Source organism: Burkholderia ubonensis subsp. mesacidophila (assembly GCF_002097715.1).
Taxonomy (GTDB): domain Bacteria; phylum Pseudomonadota; class Gammaproteobacteria; order Burkholderiales; family Burkholderiaceae; genus Burkholderia; species Burkholderia mesacidophila.
Genome location: NZ_CP020737.1, coordinates 1857803 through 1877413, shown reverse-complemented (window position 1 = coordinate 1877413; position 19611 = coordinate 1857803). Strand labels below are relative to the sequence as shown.

Annotated in this window: 23 protein-coding genes; 5 read left to right on the top strand and 18 right to left on the bottom strand. The window is 67.2% G+C overall.

Annotation, left to right across the window (positions count from 1 at the left end):
* Positions 1 to 81 precede the first annotated feature (81 nt).
* The 3 genes from B7P44_RS08875 to B7P44_RS08865 all read left to right on the top strand — a co-directional run bounded on the left by B7P44_RS08875 (position 82) and on the right by B7P44_RS08865 (position 3172).
* Positions 82 to 588 carry a CoA transferase gene (locus B7P44_RS08875; RefSeq protein WP_084902968.1) on the top strand — a complete coding sequence of 169 codons (507 nt, stop codon included), beginning with the start codon at positions 82 to 84 and terminating at the stop codon, positions 586 to 588.
* Positions 585 to 1433: an HTD2 family dehydratase gene (locus tag B7P44_RS08870; protein ID WP_084902965.1), complete on the top strand. Its 849-nt coding sequence runs from the start codon at positions 585 to 587 to the stop codon at positions 1431 to 1433. The genes B7P44_RS08875 and B7P44_RS08870 overlap by 4 nt, the downstream gene beginning before the upstream one ends.
* Positions 1434 to 1723: 290 nt before the next feature.
* Entirely contained in the window at positions 1724 to 3172 is a 1449-nt protein-coding gene (locus tag B7P44_RS08865; RefSeq protein WP_084902962.1) for an MFS transporter, read from the top strand.
* Positions 3173 to 3628: 456 nt separating this feature from the next.
* Here the strand turns inward: B7P44_RS08865 and B7P44_RS08860 are convergent, their stop codons facing one another.
* The 6 genes from B7P44_RS08860 to B7P44_RS08835 form a co-directional block, all read right to left on the bottom strand.
* Positions 3629 to 3853, bottom strand: a complete 225-nt coding sequence (locus B7P44_RS08860) for a hypothetical protein (RefSeq protein WP_084902959.1) — start codon at positions 3851 to 3853, stop codon at positions 3629 to 3631.
* Between the two features lie 279 nt (positions 3854 to 4132).
* Positions 4133 to 4336 (bottom strand): cold-shock protein, encoded by a 204-nt coding sequence (locus B7P44_RS08855; protein WP_013591514.1) that lies wholly within the window; start codon positions 4334 to 4336, stop codon positions 4133 to 4135.
* A gap of 338 nt (positions 4337 to 4674) precedes the next feature.
* Entirely contained in the window at positions 4675 to 5571 is an 897-nt protein-coding gene (locus B7P44_RS08850) for a LysR family transcriptional regulator (RefSeq protein ID WP_084906544.1), read from the bottom strand.
* A 213-nt stretch (positions 5572 to 5784) separates the two neighbouring features.
* Positions 5785 to 6168, bottom strand: coding sequence for a VOC family protein (locus tag B7P44_RS08845; protein WP_084902956.1), 384 nt, complete (start codon positions 6166 to 6168; stop codon positions 5785 to 5787).
* A gap of 31 nt (positions 6169 to 6199) precedes the next feature.
* On the bottom strand, positions 6200 to 7180 hold the full coding sequence (locus B7P44_RS08840) for a hydroxymethylglutaryl-CoA lyase (RefSeq protein WP_084902954.1): 981 nt from the start codon (positions 7178 to 7180) through the stop codon (positions 6200 to 6202).
* 15 nt (positions 7181 to 7195) lie between these two features.
* The gene (locus B7P44_RS08835) at positions 7196 to 8386 is read right to left on the bottom strand and encodes a CaiB/BaiF CoA transferase family protein (RefSeq protein ID WP_084906542.1); all 1191 of its coding nucleotides are present in this window, start codon (positions 8384 to 8386) and stop codon (positions 7196 to 7198) included.
* Between the two features lie 279 nt (positions 8387 to 8665).
* Here B7P44_RS08835 and B7P44_RS08830 point away from each other — a divergent pair, with 279 nt between their 5' ends.
* On the top strand, positions 8666 to 9640 hold the full coding sequence (locus tag B7P44_RS08830; RefSeq protein ID WP_088511428.1) for a D-2-hydroxyacid dehydrogenase: 975 nt from the start codon (positions 8666 to 8668) through the stop codon (positions 9638 to 9640).
* Between the two features lie 135 nt (positions 9641 to 9775).
* Here B7P44_RS08830 and B7P44_RS08825 read toward each other — a convergent pair whose 3' ends face one another.
* The gene (locus tag B7P44_RS08825; protein ID WP_084902949.1) at positions 9776 to 9988 is read right to left on the bottom strand and encodes a hypothetical protein; all 213 of its coding nucleotides are present in this window, start codon (positions 9986 to 9988) and stop codon (positions 9776 to 9778) included.
* 179 nt (positions 9989 to 10167) lie between these two features.
* On the opposite strand from B7P44_RS08825, the gene B7P44_RS08820 reads away from it, so the two are divergent.
* Complete coding sequence (locus B7P44_RS08820) at positions 10168 to 10461, top strand: DUF4148 domain-containing protein (RefSeq protein ID WP_084906540.1); 294 nt, start codon at positions 10168 to 10170, stop codon at positions 10459 to 10461.
* A gap of 31 nt (positions 10462 to 10492) precedes the next feature.
* Here the strand turns inward: B7P44_RS08820 and B7P44_RS08815 are convergent, their stop codons facing one another.
* From B7P44_RS08815 to B7P44_RS08775, 11 genes are all read right to left on the bottom strand, one after another.
* Positions 10493 to 10930, bottom strand: coding sequence for a hypothetical protein (locus tag B7P44_RS08815; RefSeq protein WP_084902946.1), 438 nt, complete (start codon positions 10928 to 10930; stop codon positions 10493 to 10495).
* Between the two features lie 154 nt (positions 10931 to 11084).
* Positions 11085 to 12026: an ABC transporter permease gene (locus B7P44_RS08810; RefSeq protein WP_084902944.1), complete on the bottom strand. Its 942-nt coding sequence runs from the start codon at positions 12024 to 12026 to the stop codon at positions 11085 to 11087.
* Positions 12026 to 12898, bottom strand: a complete 873-nt coding sequence (locus tag B7P44_RS08805) for an ABC transporter permease (protein WP_084902942.1) — start codon at positions 12896 to 12898, stop codon at positions 12026 to 12028. The genes B7P44_RS08810 and B7P44_RS08805 overlap by 1 nt, the downstream gene beginning before the upstream one ends.
* A 151-nt stretch (positions 12899 to 13049) precedes the next feature.
* A complete protein-coding gene (locus B7P44_RS08800; protein WP_084902941.1) occupies positions 13050 to 14129 on the bottom strand; it encodes an ABC transporter ATP-binding protein in 1080 nt (359 codons plus the stop codon).
* A gap of 84 nt (positions 14130 to 14213) precedes the next feature.
* Complete coding sequence (locus B7P44_RS08795; RefSeq protein WP_084902939.1) at positions 14214 to 15380, bottom strand: extracellular solute-binding protein; 1167 nt, start codon at positions 15378 to 15380, stop codon at positions 14214 to 14216.
* Between the two features lie 292 nt (positions 15381 to 15672).
* Entirely contained in the window at positions 15673 to 15891 is a 219-nt protein-coding gene (locus B7P44_RS37470) for a type II toxin-antitoxin system death-on-curing family toxin (RefSeq protein WP_231716683.1), read from the bottom strand.
* The gene (locus B7P44_RS37465; protein WP_231716676.1) at positions 15888 to 16073 is read right to left on the bottom strand and encodes a hypothetical protein; all 186 of its coding nucleotides are present in this window, start codon (positions 16071 to 16073) and stop codon (positions 15888 to 15890) included. Before B7P44_RS37465 ends, B7P44_RS37470 begins: the two co-directional genes overlap by 4 nt.
* Position 16074: 1 nt before the next feature.
* Positions 16075 to 16248 carry a hypothetical protein gene (locus tag B7P44_RS37105; protein ID WP_167389800.1) on the bottom strand — a complete coding sequence of 58 codons (174 nt, stop codon included), beginning with the start codon at positions 16246 to 16248 and terminating at the stop codon, positions 16075 to 16077.
* Positions 16249 to 16398: 150 nt separating this feature from the next.
* Entirely contained in the window at positions 16399 to 16974 is a 576-nt protein-coding gene (locus tag B7P44_RS08785) for an RBBP9/YdeN family alpha/beta hydrolase (RefSeq protein ID WP_084902936.1), read from the bottom strand.
* Between the two features lie 17 nt (positions 16975 to 16991).
* Positions 16992 to 18320: an MFS transporter gene (locus tag B7P44_RS08780; RefSeq protein ID WP_084906538.1), complete on the bottom strand. Its 1329-nt coding sequence runs from the start codon at positions 18318 to 18320 to the stop codon at positions 16992 to 16994.
* A gap of 162 nt (positions 18321 to 18482) precedes the next feature.
* Complete coding sequence (locus B7P44_RS08775; RefSeq protein WP_084902933.1) at positions 18483 to 19538, bottom strand: beta-keto acid cleavage family enzyme; 1056 nt, start codon at positions 19536 to 19538, stop codon at positions 18483 to 18485.
* Positions 19539 to 19611: the final 73 nt, after the last annotated feature.

The following is a 19611-nucleotide window of genomic DNA, read 5'->3' as shown; positions in this document are numbered from 1 at the left end:
GTCCGTTTGAAATTTCCCGATGTATGCCGAATCGGTGCGGGACGATACTGCGTGCAATCCCGCACTGTTCTGGAGATGCGAATGAGTCAAGCCGGTCACCCCCTGTCCCCGCCGCCGCTCGCCGGCCTCACCGTCGTCGCGATCGAGCAGGCGCTCGCCGCGCCGCTGTGCACCTGCCGCCTCGCGGACATGGGCGCGCGCGTGATCAAGATCGAGCGCCCGGACGGCGATTTCGCGCGCGGCTACGACGCGGCCGCGAACGGGCAATCGTCGTACTTTCTGTGGACCAATCGCGGCAAGGAGTCGGTCGTGCTCGACTTCAAGCAGCCGGACGACGCCGCGCTGCTCGACCGGCTGATCGCGGGCGCGGACATCTTCGTGCAGAACCTCGCGCCCGGCGCGCTCACCCGCGCGGGCTTCGACAGCGCGGCGCTGCGCGCGCGCCATCCGCGGCTGATCACCTGCGACATCACCGGCTACCGGACGGGCGACGGCGTGAGCGCGCTGAAGGCGTACGACTTTCTCGTGCAGTGCGAAAGCGGGCTCGTCAGCGTAAGCGGCGCGCCCGGCGCGGAGGTGACGGCATGAGCGGCGTCGATATCGTGACCTTGCGCGAGTGGCTCGGCCGCTCCATCGAAGACCGCGACGTGCTGTCGGTGCGTCACGCGCGGCTGATGGCCGCGACAGTCGGCAGCGACCCGGCGCAACTCACGGCCGGCGCGCCGCTGCCGCCGCTCTGGCACTGGCTGTACTTCCTCGAAGGCTTGCCGCCCGAGCAGCTCGGCCGCGACGGCCACCCGCGGCGCGGCGGGTTCCTGCCGCCGGTGCCGCTGCCGAACCGCATGTGGGCCGGCGGCCGCGTGCGGTTCCATGCGCCGCTGCCGCTTGGCGCCGATGTGACCAAGCGCTCGACGATCCGCGCCGTCGAGCACAAGCACGGGCGCTCGGGCGAACTCGTGTTCGTCACGGTGCTGCACGAGATCCTGCACGCCGGCGCGGTCGCGATCGCCGAGGAGCACGACATCGTCTACAAGGAGGCGTCGCCGGGCGGCGCTGCGCGACCGGCCCCGGCACCCGCTGCACCCTGTGCGCCCGAGCATCGAGACACGTTCGTCGCGACGTCGACGACGCTGTTCCGCTACTCCGCGCTGACCTTCAACGGCCACCGCATCCATTACGACCAGGACTACTGCCGCGACGTCGAGGGTTATCCGAACCTCGTGATTCACGGTCCGCTCAATGCGACGCTGCTCGCCGGTTACGCGGAGCGCGTCGCCGGCAGGCCGTTGCGCGCGTTCCATTACCGCGGCGTGCAGCCGGCGCTGCTCGGCAACGCGCTGACGCTGAACGCGACGCGCACCGAAGACGGCTATGCGCTGTGGACCGCCCTGCCCGACGACAGCGTATCGATGCGCGCGGACGCGATGTTCTAGCCACCGTCCCGATCAGGGCGAGACAAACACAAGGAGACAGGCGCGATCGCACCGTGTGATGGGACGCGATGGCCATTCCGGTTCGAGTCCGGTACCCGACACCGCGTGCGGCCTGCCGCGCCCCTCCAGACGGGCGCTTCGCCAGCCTTTCTCGCCGGGAAAGGACGCTTGAGGCTTGCTCAATTTTCGTGCGCGCCGAAGTCGCCCACTATGTGCCGGACGATCGGCGCATCCCGGACGCCGTCGCTTCCCGGCCCAGCGCCGCGGCATATCGAAAATCAGGAGACACGATGAACAGCCAATTCCTCGACCTGGGCGGCGACGCGAGCCTGCCCGCGTCGCCCGCCCGCGCCGCCGATGCAGCCGCGGCGCGCCACACCGCGCGCGACGTCACGCTGGGCGATTTCATGGACGACCTGCCGGTCGGCGCGCTGCACCGCTTCGTCGTGTGGGTGATCGGCATCGGGCTGTTCTTCGACATGTACGAGATCTTCCTCGTCAGTACGATCGGCACCGCGCTGCAGCACGAATACGGGCTGAACCCGCAGAGCGGCGATTTCAAGCTGCTGCTCGCGTCCGCGTTCATCGGCATGTTCTTCGGCGCGATGTGCCTCGGCAGCCTCGCCGACCGCATCGGCCGGCGCAAGGCGTTCCTGCTGACCCTCATCTGGTACAGCGCGTTCTCGCTGATCGGCGCGTTCTCGGTCAACGCCGACATGCTGGTGATCTGCCGCTTCCTGACCGGCATCGGCGTCGGCGCGATCTATCCGGTCGCGGACAGCTTCCTGTCGGAGATTCTGCCGAAGGCACGCCGTGGGCGGCTTGCTGCGTGGGCTTACACGACTTCCTATGTCGCAGTGCCGCTCGTCGGCTTTCTCGCGGTGTGGCTCAATCCGATGCACGTCGGCGGCGTGGCCGGCTGGCGCATCATCCTCGCGATCGGCAGCCTCGGCGCCGTGTACGTGTTGTTCGTTCAGCGCCGGCTGCCGGAAAGCCCGCGCTGGCTGCTGGCTCAAGGACGCGTTGACGAGGCCCATGCGATGCTGCGCCGCTTCGCCGACAGCGCAGGCGTCAGCATGCCGGCGCGCTTCACGACCACGGCGGAGCCGCAGCGGCCGCTGGCGCTGCGCGAGCGCATCGCGCTGCTGCGCCGCCAGTCGTATGACAAGCGCTATCTCATGCTGACGATCTTTCATCTGTTCCAGGGCTTCGGCTATTACGGCTTCGGCACGCTGGCGGGCGCGGTGGTCAAGAGCCGCGGCTTCGACGTGACCAGCAGCACGCTGTTCATCGCGCTGTCGTTCGTCGGCTATCCGATCGGCTCGCTGCTGTCGATTCCGTTGCTCAACTGGATCGAGCGCCGCACGCTGGTGATCGGGTCGATTCTGTCGATCGCGGTGTTTGGTCTTGGTTTCGCGTACTCGGGGAACACCGCGCTGATCGTCTGCTTCGGCGTGTTGACGACTTGCGCGTCAAATGTGTTCAGCAACGCGTATCACGTTTATCAGGCGGAGATTTTTCCCGCTCGCGTGCGGTCGACTGCGATCGGCAGCACGTATGCGCTGTCGCGAATCGTTAGTGGGGTGCTGCCGTTTATTCTGCTGCCAGTGCTTGTGCAGTACGGCGCTGGTGCGATGTTCGGGGTGATCTCGGTTGCGCTTGGGATCGTCGCCGTTACGTTGCGCGTGCTCGGGCCGCTGACTACGCGGCGGAGTCAGGATGAGATCAATCCGGTGTGATTCGATGTGGAAAGGGGGCACTCGGCGGTACGGCGGTGCGCGTCGCTTGAGCGCTACTCTCGTTCGGTTCTTCGTGGGTTTCCGTAGATGCCGCTTGCCGACCCAATATCGCCACACGGAACGAAGCAATTTGGATGGCCGGTTCCTCGATGGAACCAACGCCTGAATGTCCTGGCGATGCTTCGAGTGGATGACGTGACCGATGGGTGATCGCCGTCCGGCCACACCTGCGTTCTCACTTCGATCTGCTCCGCCATCTCGACTGCGTCGTCGACCTCGATGCCGAGAGAGCGTAGCGTGCCGAAGACGTCGAAAGGGAAAATCCGAAAGTTCGAACTGAGCGCGCGGATCGGATCGCACGGTAACGGATCGATCGCGCGTGATGTTTGGGCGCGCTTTGTTGCGCGCGCCCTGGTGCCTCAAATGCGTTGGCTGTCTCGAACTGGGGTATCGCCTTTAACCGCGCGTGTCGACCCAGTTGCGTGCCCAGCGGGTCGAGTGCTGCAGCGCCTGCTCTTCGCTCGTGAAGTAATCGAGCGAATAGAACTGGTAGCTGCCTTCGGCGCACGCGCTATCGGTGCGTTCGAGCAGCAGGTTGGATGAAAAACTACCGTCGGGCAAACGATGCGCCGAGGGTTGGACGGCATAGCCGTTGTATTGTTGAATTTGTTTGTTCTGCATTTTAATTTTAATGATGTTCGAGTGCGCGCGTGCCGTGCGAAACGTGCACGGGTGCGCCGATTCAAAGCCATTGCGAGCCGAATCTGAAGCAGCCGGAAAGCGAAAAAAGGGCGTTGCAGCCAGGGGGGAGAATGAAGCGCAACGAGGCGTGTGGCGCTTGGCCAGTTGCTGCAAAAGCAGATGCAGCTAAGAGCGATCGCGCCAACTTTGGGAGACAAGGCTCCGCGAGGGTGTCGCTGCAACCCGGTGTCCGTCGCGGGACGCCGGGTCCTTCACACTTTACAGCGGCTTGATGTTAGCCGCTTGCAGACCCTTCGGGCCTTGCTTCGTTTCGAAGCTCACCTTCTGATTTTCAGCCAGCGTCTTGAAGCCGTCGGCTCTGATTTCGGAGAAGTGAGCGAACAGGTCGTCGCCGCCCTTGTCCGGGGTGATGAAGCCAAAGCCTTTGCTGTCGTTGAACCACTTAACGGTACCGGTATCCATGAAGAATCCTTGAGAAAAAAATACGAAGATTTGCTCTGTAAAAGAGCGCGTGAAGCGTCAAGGAGGGAGAGGACAACGAATACCGCTGAGGCGCGAGCAATTGATGAACAGCAATCGAACTTCTTGAACTTCGGACGACACACTAACCGCTGGGCAGCATCAGCGTCAATAGTTATCTTGTAACTGTTTCACCAGGCGGTCAGTTTTGCGGACGAATCGATGCGGCCCTGCCTGGCTGCGCGCCCTACCTGGCATGGCGCGCAGGTTAGACATAGCCATATGCGGTCGGTGGCTCTGAACGACTCATACTCGCCGCACCCCCACCCCGCCGATCCCCGTCACCGCGCCGACATGAAATCAAACAGCTTCGCGATATCCGTCGTCAGCACGCTCCCCGCCTTCACCCCGACCCACAGCGTGCGCGTCGCCCACGCGTCGTCAAGTTTCACGACACACAGCCGCGACCCGGCACGCTCGGTAGTCACCGCATCCCGCGGCAGAATCCCGATGCCCAACCCGGCCTCGATCATCCGGCTGACCCCGTCGAAATTCGACACCTGAATCCGCAGCTTCAACGACCGCTCGACCGCGAACGCCGCGTCGGTCATCCGCGCGAGCAGCGAGCTGCCGTCGCTGAGCCCGACGTAATCCTCGTCCAGCGTATCCGCAAAGCGAACCGTCCCCCGCTCCGCAAAACGATGCCCACGCGGCACCAGCAGCACGAGCTCATCACGCCGATACAGCCGGCGCTCGATGCCCGGCGCCGGCACGTTATCGGCGAACACGCCGAGATCGGCCTTGCCCGACGCGAGCGCGTCGACGATCTCGTGGCTCAGTCTCTCCTCCAGACTGACCTTGATACCCGGATTGGACGTGAGAAAACCCGCAAGATCGACCGGCAGGAACTGAACGATCGCGGACGTATTCGCCCACACGCGGATATGCCCGCGCACCCCCGCGACGTAATCGCTCATCTCGTGCGCCATCCGGTTCACCTGGTCGATAACCTTCGCCGCATGGTCGAGCAGCGCGCGGCCGGCGGGCGTCAGCTCGACGCCGCGCGCGTGCCGGATGAACAGTGCGCTGCCGGTCACGCTCTCGAGTTCCGCGATGCGCTTGCTGACCGCGGACAGCGTGAGCTGGCCGTGCTCGGCCGCCTTTGTCAGGCTGCCGTGCTCCGCGACCAGCACGAAGACCCGCAGCGACTGCAGGTCGAAATGAAGCGGATTCACCATGTCGTATTGCGTGTCTACCGAGAATGGGAGCGGCGCGATGCGCATCGCGCGGGCCGGCGCGCCGTGACCGATTGTGCGTCAACCGGCCGTGCGGCGAAAGTGCGGAAAGCCCGGTCGCGGCGGGACCGGGCGCGGATCGAAGGGAGAGAATCGGGGATGGCAAGGACCAGGCACGCCAGGCGGCCTGATCGGCAGATACGGCGCGAGCGCGCGTCAGATCAGCTCTGAAATCTCGATCAGGTTCAGATCGGGATCGCGCACATAAACGGAACGAATCTTCTGCGTCGCGCCGGTGCGCTCGACCGGCCCTTCGACGATCGGCCAGTTCATCCGCTTCAGGTGAGCGATCACGTCATCGAGCGGCACCGACGCGATGAAGCACTGATCGAGCGCGCCCGGCGCCGGCAGGTGCGCCTTCGGCTCGAATTCCGCGCCGCGCACGTGCAGGTTGATCTTCTGGTTGCCGAAGCGGAACGCGATGCGTCCCGCGCCGAAGGTTTCGAGCCGCATCTGCAGCACGTCGACATAGAAGTGCTTGGTCGCATCGGGATCGACGCAGGTCAGCACGAGGTGGTCGAGGTGATCGATCAGCGCCATGTTGTTCTCCTTGTGATGAAAATCGAAAGCGTCACGCGCCCGCCCGCTGCGCCGGCATGCCGTCCGCCGTCGACGCAGGCGCGGGATGCAGGTCCGAACGGCGCCCGGCCTTCAGGATCTGGCTCGGCACGTCATGCCCGAGCAGCGCCGGCAGGCGCGCGGCCGCGGCGAGCGTCGCCGCGAGGTCGACACCCGTCTCATAGCCGTCGAGTTCGAGCATGTGCACGAGTTCCTCGGTGCACACGTTGCCGGTCGCGCCGGGCGCGTACGGGCAGCCGCCGAGGCCGCCGAGCGACGCGTCGAAGCGGACGATGCCGGCGTCGAGCGCCGCGAGCGTGTTCGCGAGCGCCATGCCGCGCGTGTTGTGGAAATGCAGCGTGAGCGCGAACGCGCCGAAGCGCTCGGCCGCGCGTTCGCACAGCTCGCGCACCTGCGACGGATACGCCATGCCGGTCGTGTCGCACAACGTGAAGCCGTGCACGCCGAGGTCCGCGAAGCGCTGCATCCACGCGAGCATGGCTTCGGCCGGCACGTCGCCTTCCATCGGGCAGCCCATCGCGGTCGACAGCGACACGTTGATCGCCACGCCCACGCCCGCGCCGCGCACCGCGTCGATCACGTCGCGCAGCTGCGCGAACGACTGCTCGCGCGTCATCCGCAGGTTGGCGCGGTTGTGGGTCTCGCTCACCGACATCACGAGATTCACTTCGTCGACGCGGCACGACAGCGCGCGCTCGGCGCCGCGCACGTTCGGCACCAGCGCCGTGTAGACGACGCCCGGCGCGCGCGCGATGCCGTGCATCAGGACTTCCGCGTCGCGCAGCGCCGGAATCGCCTTCGGCGACGTGAACGACGTCACCTCGATCTTCGCGTATCCGCATGCGCTCAGCGCGTCGACGAGCGCGATCTTGTCGTCGGTGTCGACGAAGCGCGCCTCGTTCTGGAAACCGTCGCGCGTCGCGACTTCGTTGATGTAGAGCCGTTTGTGAAGCCGTTTGCCTGTCATCGTCATGTCGTCCGTGAAGGTTCAGATCACGCCGCGCGCGCGCCAGTCGTCGCGCGTCGCCGCATCGATGCCGAGCGAGTCGAGCACCGCGTCGGTGCCCTCGCCGAGCGTAGGCGCCGAGCGCGTGATGCGCCCGGGCGTCGCGCCGAGCTTCGGCACGATGCCCGGCACGCGCACCGGCGTGCCGTCCGGCAGTGTGTCGTCGACGATCATCCCGCGCGCGTGGTAATGCGGATCGGCCGCGATGTCGGCGACGTCGTAGATCCGCCCCGCCGGAATCCGCGCTTCGTTCAGCGCGGCCAGCACGTCGTCGCGGTCCTGAAGCGCCGTCCATGCGCCGATCGCCGCGTCGATGCGCTCGACCTGGGAGACGCGGCCGTCGTTGTGCGCGAGCGCGGGATCGTTGCCGAGATCGGGCCGCCCGACCAGTTCCATCAGCCGCCGGAAAATGCTGTCGCCGTTGCCCGCGATCAGCGCATAGCGGCCGTCGCGGCACCGGTACGCATTGGTCGGCACGACGCCGGGCAGGCTGCTGCCGGCCGCCTCGCGCACCGCGCCGAACACCGCGTATTCGGGCAGCAGGCTTTCCATCATGTTGAACACGGACTCATACAGCGCGACGTCGACGACCTGCCCCTTGCCGCCCTGCTGCTCGCGATGCCGCAGCGCGAGCAGCACGCCGATCAGCCCGTGCAGCCCCGACAGCGAATCGCCGAGCGACACGCCGACGCGCACGGGCGTGCGCCCCGGCTCGCCGGTCAGGTGCCGCAGGCCGCCCATCGCCTCGGCGATCACGCCGAAGCCCGGCCGGTCGCGATACGGCCCGGTCTGCCCGTAGCCCGACACGCGCAGCATGATCAGCCCGGGATTGATCGCCGAGAGCGCGTCCCAGCCGAGCCCCCAGCCCTCGAGCGTGCCGGGCCGGAAGTTCTCGATCAGCACGTCGGCATCGGCGACGAGCCGGCGGATCACGTCCTGGCCTTCCGGCGTGCGCAGGTCGAGCGTCAGCGACGTCTTGTTGCGCGATTGCGCGGCCCACCAGACCGACGTGCCGTCGTGCAGCATCCGCCATTTGCGCAGCGGGTCGCCGGTGCCGGGCGGCTCCACCTTGATCACGTCCGCGCCGAACTCGGCGAGCATCCGGCCCGCGAACGGCCCGGCGATCAGTTGCCCGAGTTCCAGCACGCGAATGCCATCCAGCGGTCTCGTCATGGCTGTCTCCGATGAAGTCGTGTTGTCCATGACGGCGATCATGACCGGGATCGCGCCGCCCGAAAATCGATCGATGCTCAAGCTGGCTTTCCGGAATGGAAAGGCTGGCGGTGCGCAGTCCGGCCTCGTGCCGGGCGGATGGTCGGTCGCGACTTTCCCCGCGGGAAAGCGCACTGGCGCAACGATCAAATCTCGCGGATGCGCGGCACGCACAATCGTGCGCTTCCCGCGTCCGCTCTCTCCTCCGGACGCATGTCACCGACACCAACAGGCCCGACCATGACCCATGCCCCCGTGAACATCGTCTTCCTCGATCGCGCGACGCTGTCGCCGCGCACCGTGCTGAAGCCGTTGCCGTTTCCGCACACGCTGCACGCGTTCGAGCGCACCGCGCCAGCCGACGTGGCAGATCGCATCCGCGACGCGGACGCCGTGATCGTCAACAAGGTCCGGCTGGACGCGGCAGCGCTCGCCGGCGCAAAACGGTTGCGGCTCGTCGCGATCGCCGCAACCGGCACCGACCACGTCGACCTCGCCGCATGCGCCGCGCGCGGCATCGTCGTGAGCAACATCCGCGGCTACGCGGTGCGCACGGTGCCCGAACACACGTTCGCGCTGATCTTCGCGTTGCGCCGCAGCCTCGTCGCGTATCGCGACGCGGTGCGCGCGGGCCGCTGGCTCGACAGCGGCCAGTTCTGCTTCTTCGATTTTCCGATCCGGGATCTGGCGGGCTCGACGCTCGGCATCGTCGGCGACGGCGCGCTCGGGCGCGCGGTGGCCGGCATCGCGCATGCGCTCGGCATGCGCGTACTGTTCGCCGCGCACGGCGGCCACACCGATCCGCAAGCGGGCTATGCACCGCTCGACGCGCTGCTGCGCGACAGCGACATCGTGTCGCTGCACTGCCCGCTCACGCCCGCGACGCGGCATCTGATCGACGCGGCCGCGTTCGCGCGGATGGCGCGCCGGCCGCTCGTGATCAACACCGCGCGCGGCGGGCTCGTCGACGAGTCGGCGCTCGTCGAGGCGTTGCAGTCGGGGCAGATATCAGGCGCGGGCTTCGATGTCGTCAGCGAGGAGCCGCTGCCGGCCGCGCATCCGTTCCAGGCGATCCTGTCGCATCCGGGGTTCATCCTCACCCCGCATGTCGCGTGGGCGAGCGACGAAGCCGTGCAGGCGCTCGCGGATCAGCTGGTGGACAACATCGCCGCGTTTGTCGACGGCGCGCCGCGCCATGTCGTGACGGCGGGTTGAGCGGTACGAAACAGAAACAGGCTCGGGAGATTGGAGTCTGGAGGATTTGGCGCGCAAGACGGCGCCGGAGGGAAACCTGGCGATGCAACGCGCGCCGGGTTCGGCGACCTGCGCGCGGGCATCACGCGATCCGGTTCAATACGCAGCCATTTCGGCGCAGGGATCGACCTTGCTCGGCGAGCAGATCACCGAGTACTTGGCGCTTTCGCGCATCAGGACTTCGCCCTCGCGGAGCGCATCCTTGATTTCAGGATGCTGTGCGTAGGCGAGGAATGCAGAACACACGACCGCGGACATGCAGACCAGCGAAAATGCAATTCTTTCAAGGGCTTGTAAACGTTCAGGCATGATTCGACCTTTCTTCGAGGTCGACATTATATCTCAAATAAGGGTTTTCCCTAGGATGGGCGGGAGGTGCGCGGGTGGCCGCCGTTAATCTTCGCTTAAGTGCGGATCGTCAAAGATGAGCCTGTCGGTTGAGGGCACGGTCGCCCCTGCCGGCTATCCCGTTTTCGGAGGTCCTGATGATGAAATCCGCCCTTTCCCTGCTCGCCGTCGCCGCCGCGCTTGCGGCACCCGTCGCTTCGTTTGCGCAATCCGCCGGCCAGCCGGTCACGCGCGCCGAAGTCGTGTCGCAATTGCGGCAACTCGAACAGTCCGGCTACAAGCCGTCGCGCAACCACTATCCGGACGACATCCAGGCGGCCGAGGCGCGCATCGCTCCCGCCTCGGGCATCGGCAGCGAAGCCGGCGCGACGGTCCAGTCGGGCAATCGCATGATGCCGGCGCACGGCGCCGATGCGCTTTTCAGCCACCATTAACCAGGCAACCCGCGCCGGCCGGCCCGCTGCGTCAGTGCGCGGCCGACGCTGCGCTCGCCGGGCTGCCCGGCCACGCCTTGCCGATCCGGTCGATCAGCGATTTCGCCGCGCCGGTCGCAAGCGCTGCGTCGACGTTCGACGTCTGCCACGCGCCGTCGGCGCCCTGCACGAAGGTCAGCTCCGCGCGCGTCGGCGCATTGTCGGGGTCGCGCCACGTGAACACGACGTTGCACGCGTAGGTGCGCTCGCCGAGCTTCTTGCAGTCGCCGTCCGGCTTGACCGACACGACGTCGGCCGACACCGGCAGCGGCTGGCCGAGCAGCGCGTTGAGGCCGCCGTGGTTTTCGGCTTCGAGCGCGCGGCGCACGGCCGCGTCGACGTCGCGCGCGCCGGGGCCGGCGTGGAACAGGTTGCAGGCGGCGACGAGCATCGTCGAGACGCCAAGCGTCAGCAGCGTGTGGAACTTCATGGTGATCCGTGATCCGGTGAGCAATGGGAAGCGCGCCGAGCCCGCGCCCCGCAGGACGCCGGGCGCGCGCCGGTATGCCGCGTAGTCTGCAACGTTCGCGCCCCGTACACGGTATCCATTTGTAACCAATTGCACTGCGTGCTCGCGCTGCGCGCTACTGCCGCTCCTGCTTCACGCGGCTCACGAGCTGCGTCGGGCTCACGAACTGCAGCGCGATCACGACCCACACGAGCGTGATCGCCATGTAGATCATCGCCATCGCGTCGATCGACTGCGGCGCGCGCACGCCGGTCGAGAACACGGCGTAGTACAGCGCGACGACGAGCGTCTGGGTGCTCGGCCCGGCGGTGAAGAAGGTCAGCTCGAACATCCCGATCGTGCGCACCAGCACGAGCAGCCCCGCGGCGAGCATGCCCGGCACCAGCAGCGGCAGCAGCACGTAGCGGAAATAGCGCCACGTGTTCGCGCCGAAGATGCGCGCGGCCGATTCGAGGTTCGGGTCGATCTGCTCGATGAACGGCGTCATCACGAGGATCACGAACGGCAGCGCCGGCACGAGGTTCGCGAGGATCACGCCGGACAGCGTGCCCGCGAGCCCGACCTTGTACATCACGGTCGCCATCGGAATCCCGTAGGTGACGGGCGGCACCATCAGCGGCAGCAGGAACACCAGCAGCGCGAAGCGCTTGGCCTGAAACTGCGCGCGCGCGAGCGCATAGGCGGCCGGCACGCCGAGCGCGATCGACAGCAGCACGACCGCGCCGACCACCTCGACCGTCACCCACAGCACGCTCGCGAGCTGGAAGTCCTCCCACGCCTTCGCGTACCAGTGCAGCGTGAAGCCCTGCGGCAGCGGCGTGCCGAACCAGCGCGTCGCCACCGAGTTCACCGCGACGGTCGCGATCAGCAGCATCACGTTCAGCAGGAAAAACGCCATCACGCCCCAGACGAGCGCCTGCCACGCACGGGCGGCCGCGCTGCGGCGCGCCTTCTGCGGTTTCATCGTGTTGACGGGCCGCGCGCCGTCGTCGCGTCGCGCGTCGTGCGGGCCGGACTGCGACGGCCACGTCCGCGCGGCATGATTGTCGGTCGCCATCAGCCCTTGCCTCCCGTCACCGGCCCGGTATAGAAGAAGCGGCGCGCGCCGAGCATCGACGCGACCACCACCAGCTGCACGAAACCCATCACGATCGCGATCGCCGACGCGAGCGCATAGTCGTAGCTCTCGAACGCGGCCTCGGCCGCGGCGATCGAGATCACCCGCGTCGGCCCGGCCGGCGCGCCGAGCAGCACGGCCGACGGGAACACCGAGAACGCCTGCACGAACGACAGGCACGCGGCCATCGTCAGGCCCGGCACCAGCAGCGGCAGGTAGATCTGCCGGAACTGCTGCCACGGGTTCGCGCCGAGCGTCGCGGCCGCGCGCGCGAGCGTCGGGTCGATGCCGCTCACGTACGACAGCATCAGCAGGAATGCGAACGGAAAGCCCGACACGATCAGCGACAGCAGCACGCCCCAGTAGTTGTGCGTGAGGCGCACCTCGTCCGTGTACAGGTGCAGCCCCTGCAGCGCCTGCGGGAACCAGCCGTTCGGGCCGAAATACGTGAGCATCCCGTCCGCGACGAGCACCGTGCCGAGCGTAACCGGAATCACGAGCAGCGTCGTCACGAGCTTCTGGTACGGCGAATGGCGGCGCAGCGCGAACGCGACCGGCACCGACACCCCGACGTTGATCAGCGTCGCCGGCACCGCGAGCTTCAGCGTGACGATCACGGTCGGCCACATCGCGGTGTCGGTGAAGAACTGCACGTAGTTCGCGAGCGCGCCGCCGCCGTTCATCGGCTGGAACGACAGCACGAGCCCGTACGCGAACGGATAGATGAACAGCGCGACGATGAAGCCGAGCGCGGGCGTGACGAGCCAGCCTTTCGCGTCGCGCGGCGCGGCGGGCGCGAGGAGCGTGCTCATGCCGCCTCCCGCCGGGCCGCCCCAAGGGGCGTAGCGGGGAATTCGCGGAGCACCGCTCCGCGCCCGCGCAGCCGGCCGGCTTTGCAAAGCCGGCCGTGGACGGCAGCCGCCCCCTTGCGGGGCAGCGAACGAATGTGAGCGTGGGGGCGGTTCATTCCGTTTCCCCTGCATAGACCAGCGTGCGCTCCGGCGCGATACGAAGACGCAGCCGCTCGCCTTCGCCGAATTCGCCGGCCACGCGCGCCCAGATCTTGCCGAACGGCGCGACCGCGCGGATCAGCGAATCGCGGCCGCCGTACTCGACGGTCTCGACCGTCGCGTCGAACGCGTTGTCGTCGGCTGCGTCGGCGCGCACGAAATCGTCGGGACGCAGCGCGACCGCGACGTCCTTGCGGTCGAAGCCGGCCATCGGCACGCCGGTGAGCCGCACGCCGGAAGCGGCGACCGCCACGTGCTCGCCCGCCATTCCTTCGAGCGTGAACGGCAGCACGTTGCGATAGCCCATGAAGCGCGCGACGTGCAGGTTGTGCGGCCGCGTGTAGACCTCCTTCGGCGACGCGACCTGCTGGACGACGCCCTCCTTCATCACGACGATCCGGTCGGCCATCGACAGCGCCTCGTCCTGGTCGTGCGTCACGTAGATCGTCGCGCGTTCGAGCTGCGTGTGGATGCGGCGGATTTCCGCGCGCATCTCGATGCGCAGCTTGGTGTCGAGATTCGACAGCGGCTCGTCCATCAGCACGAGCGGCGGCTCGATCACGATCGCGCGCGCGATCGCGACGCGCTGCTGCTGGCCGCCGGACAGCTGGCCGGGCAGCCTGCCCTCGTGGCCAACGAGCTGCACGAGTTCGAGCGCCGCATGCGCGCGCTTGCGGGTGTCCTGCTTCGACACGCCGCGCATCTTGAGGCCGAAGCCGACGTTGTCGAGCACCGACATGTGCGGGAACAGCGCGTAGTTCTGGAACACCATGCCGAAGCCGCGGCGCTCGGGCGGCAGCACGTCGATGCGTTCGTCGTCGAGCCAGATGCCGCCGCTCGTGAGCGGCTGCAGGCCCGCGATGCAGTTCAGCGCCGTCGATTTGCCGCAGCCGGACGGGCCGAGCAGCGCGATGAACTCGCCGCGCCGGATGTCGAGGTCGAGCCCGCTCAACGCGGCGACCTGCGCGCCTTCCGCATTGGCGAAGCTGCGGCATACCGCGTCGAGGCGCAGCTGTTCGAAAGTGTGCTTCATCGCGATCTTCCTGACGGCCTCCGATGGCGCGGGCGCCGCGGCGCCCGCCAGGTCATGCGTGAATCGACGGGTTGCTTCGATGCGTTACTTCGACTTCTGCGAGCCGATCTCCCGGTCCCACTTCTGGAACGCGGCGACCATCGCCTGCGCGCTGAGCGGCTGCATATGCGGACGCTCGGCCAGCAGCTTCGCGTACTCGGGGCGGCCGAATTTCCTGACGACCTCCTGGCTGTGCGCGGGCGCCATCTCCAGCGTCACGCCCTTCACGGACGGGCCCGGATAGAAGTAGCCGTCGTCGTAGGTCATCGCCTGCTGCGCGGGTTCGAGCAGGTAGTTCATCAGCTTGAACAGCACGTCGAGCTTCTCTTTCGGCACGCCCTTCGGGATCACCATGTAGTGCGCGTCGTTCACCCACGTCATGTCGTCGAACGCCTGGATCCGGAACTCGGCCGGCACGATGCCGAGCGCGCGCGGGTTCAGGTCCCAGCCGGTGACGGTTACCGTCATGTCGCGCGTGCCCTCGCCGAGCTCCTTCATCACGGCCGACGTGCCGCCCGGGTAGTACGGGATGCAGTCGTTCAATGCTTTAAGAAACGCCCAGGTCTTGTCCCAGCCGTTGATCGGGTCCTGCGGATTCTTGTCGCCGAGCACGTACGGCAGCCCCATCAGGAACGTGCGGCCCGGGCCCGAGTTCGCCGGACGCGCGTAGATCAGCTTGTTCGGATGCGCCTTGCACCACGCGAGCAGTTGCGCGGGCGTTCTCGGCGGATCGCCGACCTTCGCCGGGTTGAACTCGAGCAGCGGCCCGGCGGGCATGTACGTGACTTCGAGGCCGAACCCTTGCGCGAGATCCTGCATCTTGCGCGGGCCGGGCGCGTACTTGTCGAGCACGCCGGGGAGCGCGCCCGCGTTGTCGGGCAGCAGCTTCAGCCACAGGTTCTGCTCGATGCCCGCCGCGAGCGCGTCGGTGCCGGTCAGCACGAGGTCGATGTCGGAGCGGCCGGCCGCCTGCATCGCCTTGATCTTGCCCGGCAGCTGCGGCGCGGGCGCGTTCGTGAACGTGACGTTCGCGACGAGGTTCGGGTTCTTCTCCTTGAACGCCTCGATCGCCTTCTGCGTGAGCTGCAGGTTGCCCGCGACGTCGACGACGTTGATCGACACCGGCGCGGCGACGGCGGCCGTGGCCGACAACGTGAAGCCCAGCGCCAACGCGATGCGGCGGACGCGGCGCGCGATCCTGGATGAGTTCATGTCTCCTCGCTTGCGGTCAGGTGGATGGGACCTTTCTTTCGGGAAATCATGACTTTGTTATACGATGTCGGTCAACAAAAAACCGTGACGACCGGGACGGGAGTTTCCCTAACAAAAACCCGTCTGCCGTGTGCCGATTCATGTGCAGGCGTGGTTCGCGCGTGGGCGGGCGGGGATGACCTGGCGTGTTAGGACGTCAGACATCAACGAATGGAGAGATGGAACCGGTTCGACTGGTACATCGAAAGCGCAGCAGCTTGGCATAGCGCGCCATTCGCCTGTCCTCGAATGGTTAGTCGATAGTGGAACGAGGTGACTGTGACAATTCCCAAACAGCGCTGAGGTATTCGGCGAGTTCTTCGCCCGTCACCTGGCCATCGGCAACCTCGACCATGATTTCCTCAAGATCAGCAAGACGCGGAATCGTAATCCCCTGCTGCTCAAGGTAGGTGAGCGCACAAGTCAACCCCGTGCGCTTGTTTGCGTCGTTGAAGACGTGGCCACGTGCTATCGCTGTGGCGTAAGTCGCGGCATGCCGAACACATCATCGAGGCCCGCATAATGCGCATGATTTTCGACGCGATGCAGCGCGACTTCGACACCGCCGCGGCCACCATGCGCGAAACCACCAAGACCGCCAAGGTCCCTGATGATTTCGTCATGGATAGTGATGACGTAATCGAGGTCGAGCAAGTCAGCGATCCTTCAATGCGATCAGCACGTCTCGATGCTCGGAAATGACCTTGCGTGCCGCGCGAAGAACGTCGCTCTTTTCAGTGGCAGTCGAAGCTTTCACTTCCACCTTCGGGCGGATGATCGTGCGAGGCTTCAACTCGACCCCATGCAATTCCTTCCTTTTAGCGGTCACGGCAGCACTCCATTCATACGGAAAATTCAATCGAATCAAACGGTTCGCGGCTCTGTCAATTCACGCCCGTCACGACGGTGATCATAGCTCTCGTCCACAGGTTGAAGCATCGCGTCCCGCTACGCCCGATTTCCTCGAATCGGCTCGCCATCACGCCGCCCCAAGCGCCTGCACCTCCGCGACCAGCGCAAGCGCGCCCGGCCACTCGCCATACCCCGACGCCGGATTCAGGTGCCCGACCTTCCCCAGATCGACGAACCGGCTGCCCCACTCCGCCGCCATGGCCTCGACGCGCTCGAAGCGCGCGAGCGGATCGTTGCGGCTCGCCGCGACGAGGCTCGGAAACGGCAGGCGTTCGCGCGGAACCGGCAGCCAGCCGTTGTCCCGTATCGCTTCAATCGACGGATACGGCGCGGGCATCGGCGTTTCGAGATCCGCCGGCGTCGCGAGCACCGCGCCGACGATCGGGCGCGTCGCCTGCCGCGCCCAATGCACGGCGATCATCACGCCGGCGCTGTGCGCAACCAGAATGACGGGGCCGTCGATCGCCGCCAGCGCCGCATCGAGCGCCGCGACGCGCGCGGCGCGGCTCAGCTTGTCGTGCTCCAGCGGCGCGACCGAGCGCGCGTGCGGCAGGCGCCGTTCGAGATGCGTCTGCCAGTGGTCTTCGACGTGATCGCGCAAGCCGGGCACGATCAGGATGGTGGGCAGGTTAGCCAGGGTCATACGGTCTCCATGAATGTTCAGGAATGAGCAGGCACGCGCTGCACGCGTTCGAGATGGACGAGATCGGCCGCGTAGCTCGCGCGCCCGATCGCGAACGTCGCCGCCGCCGCGAGCGGCACGACGGGAATCCATTGCAGCGCCGCGCCGAGCCCGACGTGATCGGCCACCCAGCCGGTCAGGAGCGGCCCGGGCGCCATGCCGAGCAGGTTGTTCGCGAGCGTGAGGGTCGCGAACGCCGACGCGTGGATCGCGGCGGGCGTGAGGTTCGCGACCATCGCGCCCGACGCGCCGGACGCGCCCGCGCCGACCAGCATTCCGACGCCGATCAGCGCGAGCTGCAGCGGCCCGGGCGGCAGCCGGAACGCGAGCGCGAGGCTGCCGCAGGTCAGCAGGCAATAGACGATCGCGGTCAGCCACTTGCGCGCGCCGTCGGCCTTGCCGAGCCGGTCGGTGACGATCCCGCAGCCGACCATCCCGATGCCGGCAAGCAGCACGAAACCCGCCGCGAGCACGGCGGCCCGGTCGGGCGCCATCGCGTAGTAGCGGTTCAGGTAGCTCGGCAGCCACGCGAACATCGCGCCCGGCACGAACAGGTGCAGCCCGCTGCCGACATACGCGCAGATCACCGAGCGCGACGCGAACAGCCCCGTCATCAGCACGCGCAGGCTGCCGCGCATCCCGCGCGGCGCGGCGGCCTCGCGCCGGCATGGTTCGGCGCGGCACGCCGCGAGCCGCCGTTCGGTGACGACGCAGCGGTACGCGACGAGCAGCACGAGCCCGAGCGCGGCCATCACGCCGAACGACCAGCGCCAGCCCAGATGCGCGCCGACCAGGCCGCCGAGCGCCATCCCGAACACCGAGCCGAACGCGCCGCCGGCCATGAACGCGCCGGTCAGCGTCGCGCGCAGGTGTGCGGGAAAGATGCTCAGGATCAGCGCGACGCCGACGCTGCCGTACGCGGCCTCGCCGAGCCCGACGAGCCCGCGCGCCGCGAGCATTTCCGCGTAGCTGGTCGACAGCGCGCAGGCGAGCGTCGCGAGGCTCCACAGCGCGGCCATCAGCACGATGCTGCGCACGCGGCCGAAGCGGTCGGCGAGCACCGACAGCGGGAACGTCAGCACGCCGACCAGCAGCGCGACGATGCCGCTCAGCGAGCCGAGCTGCGTGTCGGACAGGCCCCACGCGTGTTTCAGCAGCGGAAACACCGCATTGAGCACCTGCCGCGACATGTAGTCGGACAGCAACAGGCCGACGGTCAGCCCGAACACGAGCCACGCGAACGCGGGCGTGCGGCCGCGGGCCGCGGCCAGGTCCTGCAACGACGGCTCGACGTGATGAATCAGCATGCGTGTCTCCTCCGGTGCCGCGCGCCATCGCGCCTCGGCACGGTTTGCGCGGCCCCGCTCCGTTTCCCGGAGTCCGCCTTGCGCGATGCGCAAGGGTGGGCGCCACGCCACAACGATCCGCGGGCGACGGCGCGAGCACCGGCCGCCCGGCCGCGCGCCGCGTCAGGCCGCGCGCAGCGGCACGTTCACCTGGCCCGGCCGGCGGTTCGGCGCCATCCCGAGCTGCGCGAGCGTCTCGTCGACGCCGTCGTACTGCACGCCGATCTTGTAGATCGCCTTCGCCTCCTTGCCGGTCGCAACCTCGCGGCCCAGCTCGCGCGCGATCCGCACGCACTGCTCGACCTGCTGCACCGACGTCATGCGGTTGCCCTTCTGGTCGATGATCGTGTCCTCGATCCCGCAGCGCGGATGCAGGCCCATCGCCATCGCGATCGTGTTGATCGGCAGCACGTTCTTCATCAGCGATTCGAGCGTGATGCACGCGCCGTCCGGACAGCGCCGCACGAATTCCATGAAGTTGTACGGGTTCGGGCCGTCGAAGCCGCCGCCGATGCCGACCCACGTGACGTTCAGCGGGCCGCGGTACACGCCGCGGCGGATCATTCGCTCGAGCGTTTCGAGCGCATGCATGCCGGTGAGCTGGAAGTGCGGCTGGATACCGGCCGCCTGCAGCCGGCGCAGGTGCTCGTCGGCCCAGCCGGGCCCGGCCGGCACGGTCATCTCGCGATACGCTTCCCAGTACGCGGCGTCGTTCAGCGACGTGCCGGCGATGTCCTCGCGGTTCATCAGCTCGGTGATGTTCATCTGCACGGTATTGATCGCGACCGTCACCTGGTCGGGCTTCGGGCTCAGTTCGGCGAGCATGTGGCGCGTGTCGTCGGACAGCCATTTCGCTTCGGCGCCCTCGCCTTCCGGCGCGAACGAGATCGAGCCGCCGACCTGCAGGATCATGTCGGGCACCGCGTCGCGCAGCCGACCGAGCAGCTCGTTGAATTTGGACAGCCGCTTGCTGCCCTTGCCGTCCGGCTCGCGCACGTGCAGGTGCAGCACGGTCGCGCCGGCGTTGTAGCAATCCACCGCCTTCTGTACGTGCTCGTCCATCGTCACCGGAATGTCTTCCGGGAAATCCGCCGGCATCCATTCGGGGCCGTACGGCGCGACCGTGATGACCACCTTGTCCTGGTTTTCCGGGTGCAGCGAATCGTCGAGAAATTGCATGTCGTCCTCCAGTTTGAATCGTTGTATGTGTGTGTCGCGATGCCGCGCTTGTATGTTCAAGCCTGACCGGTAC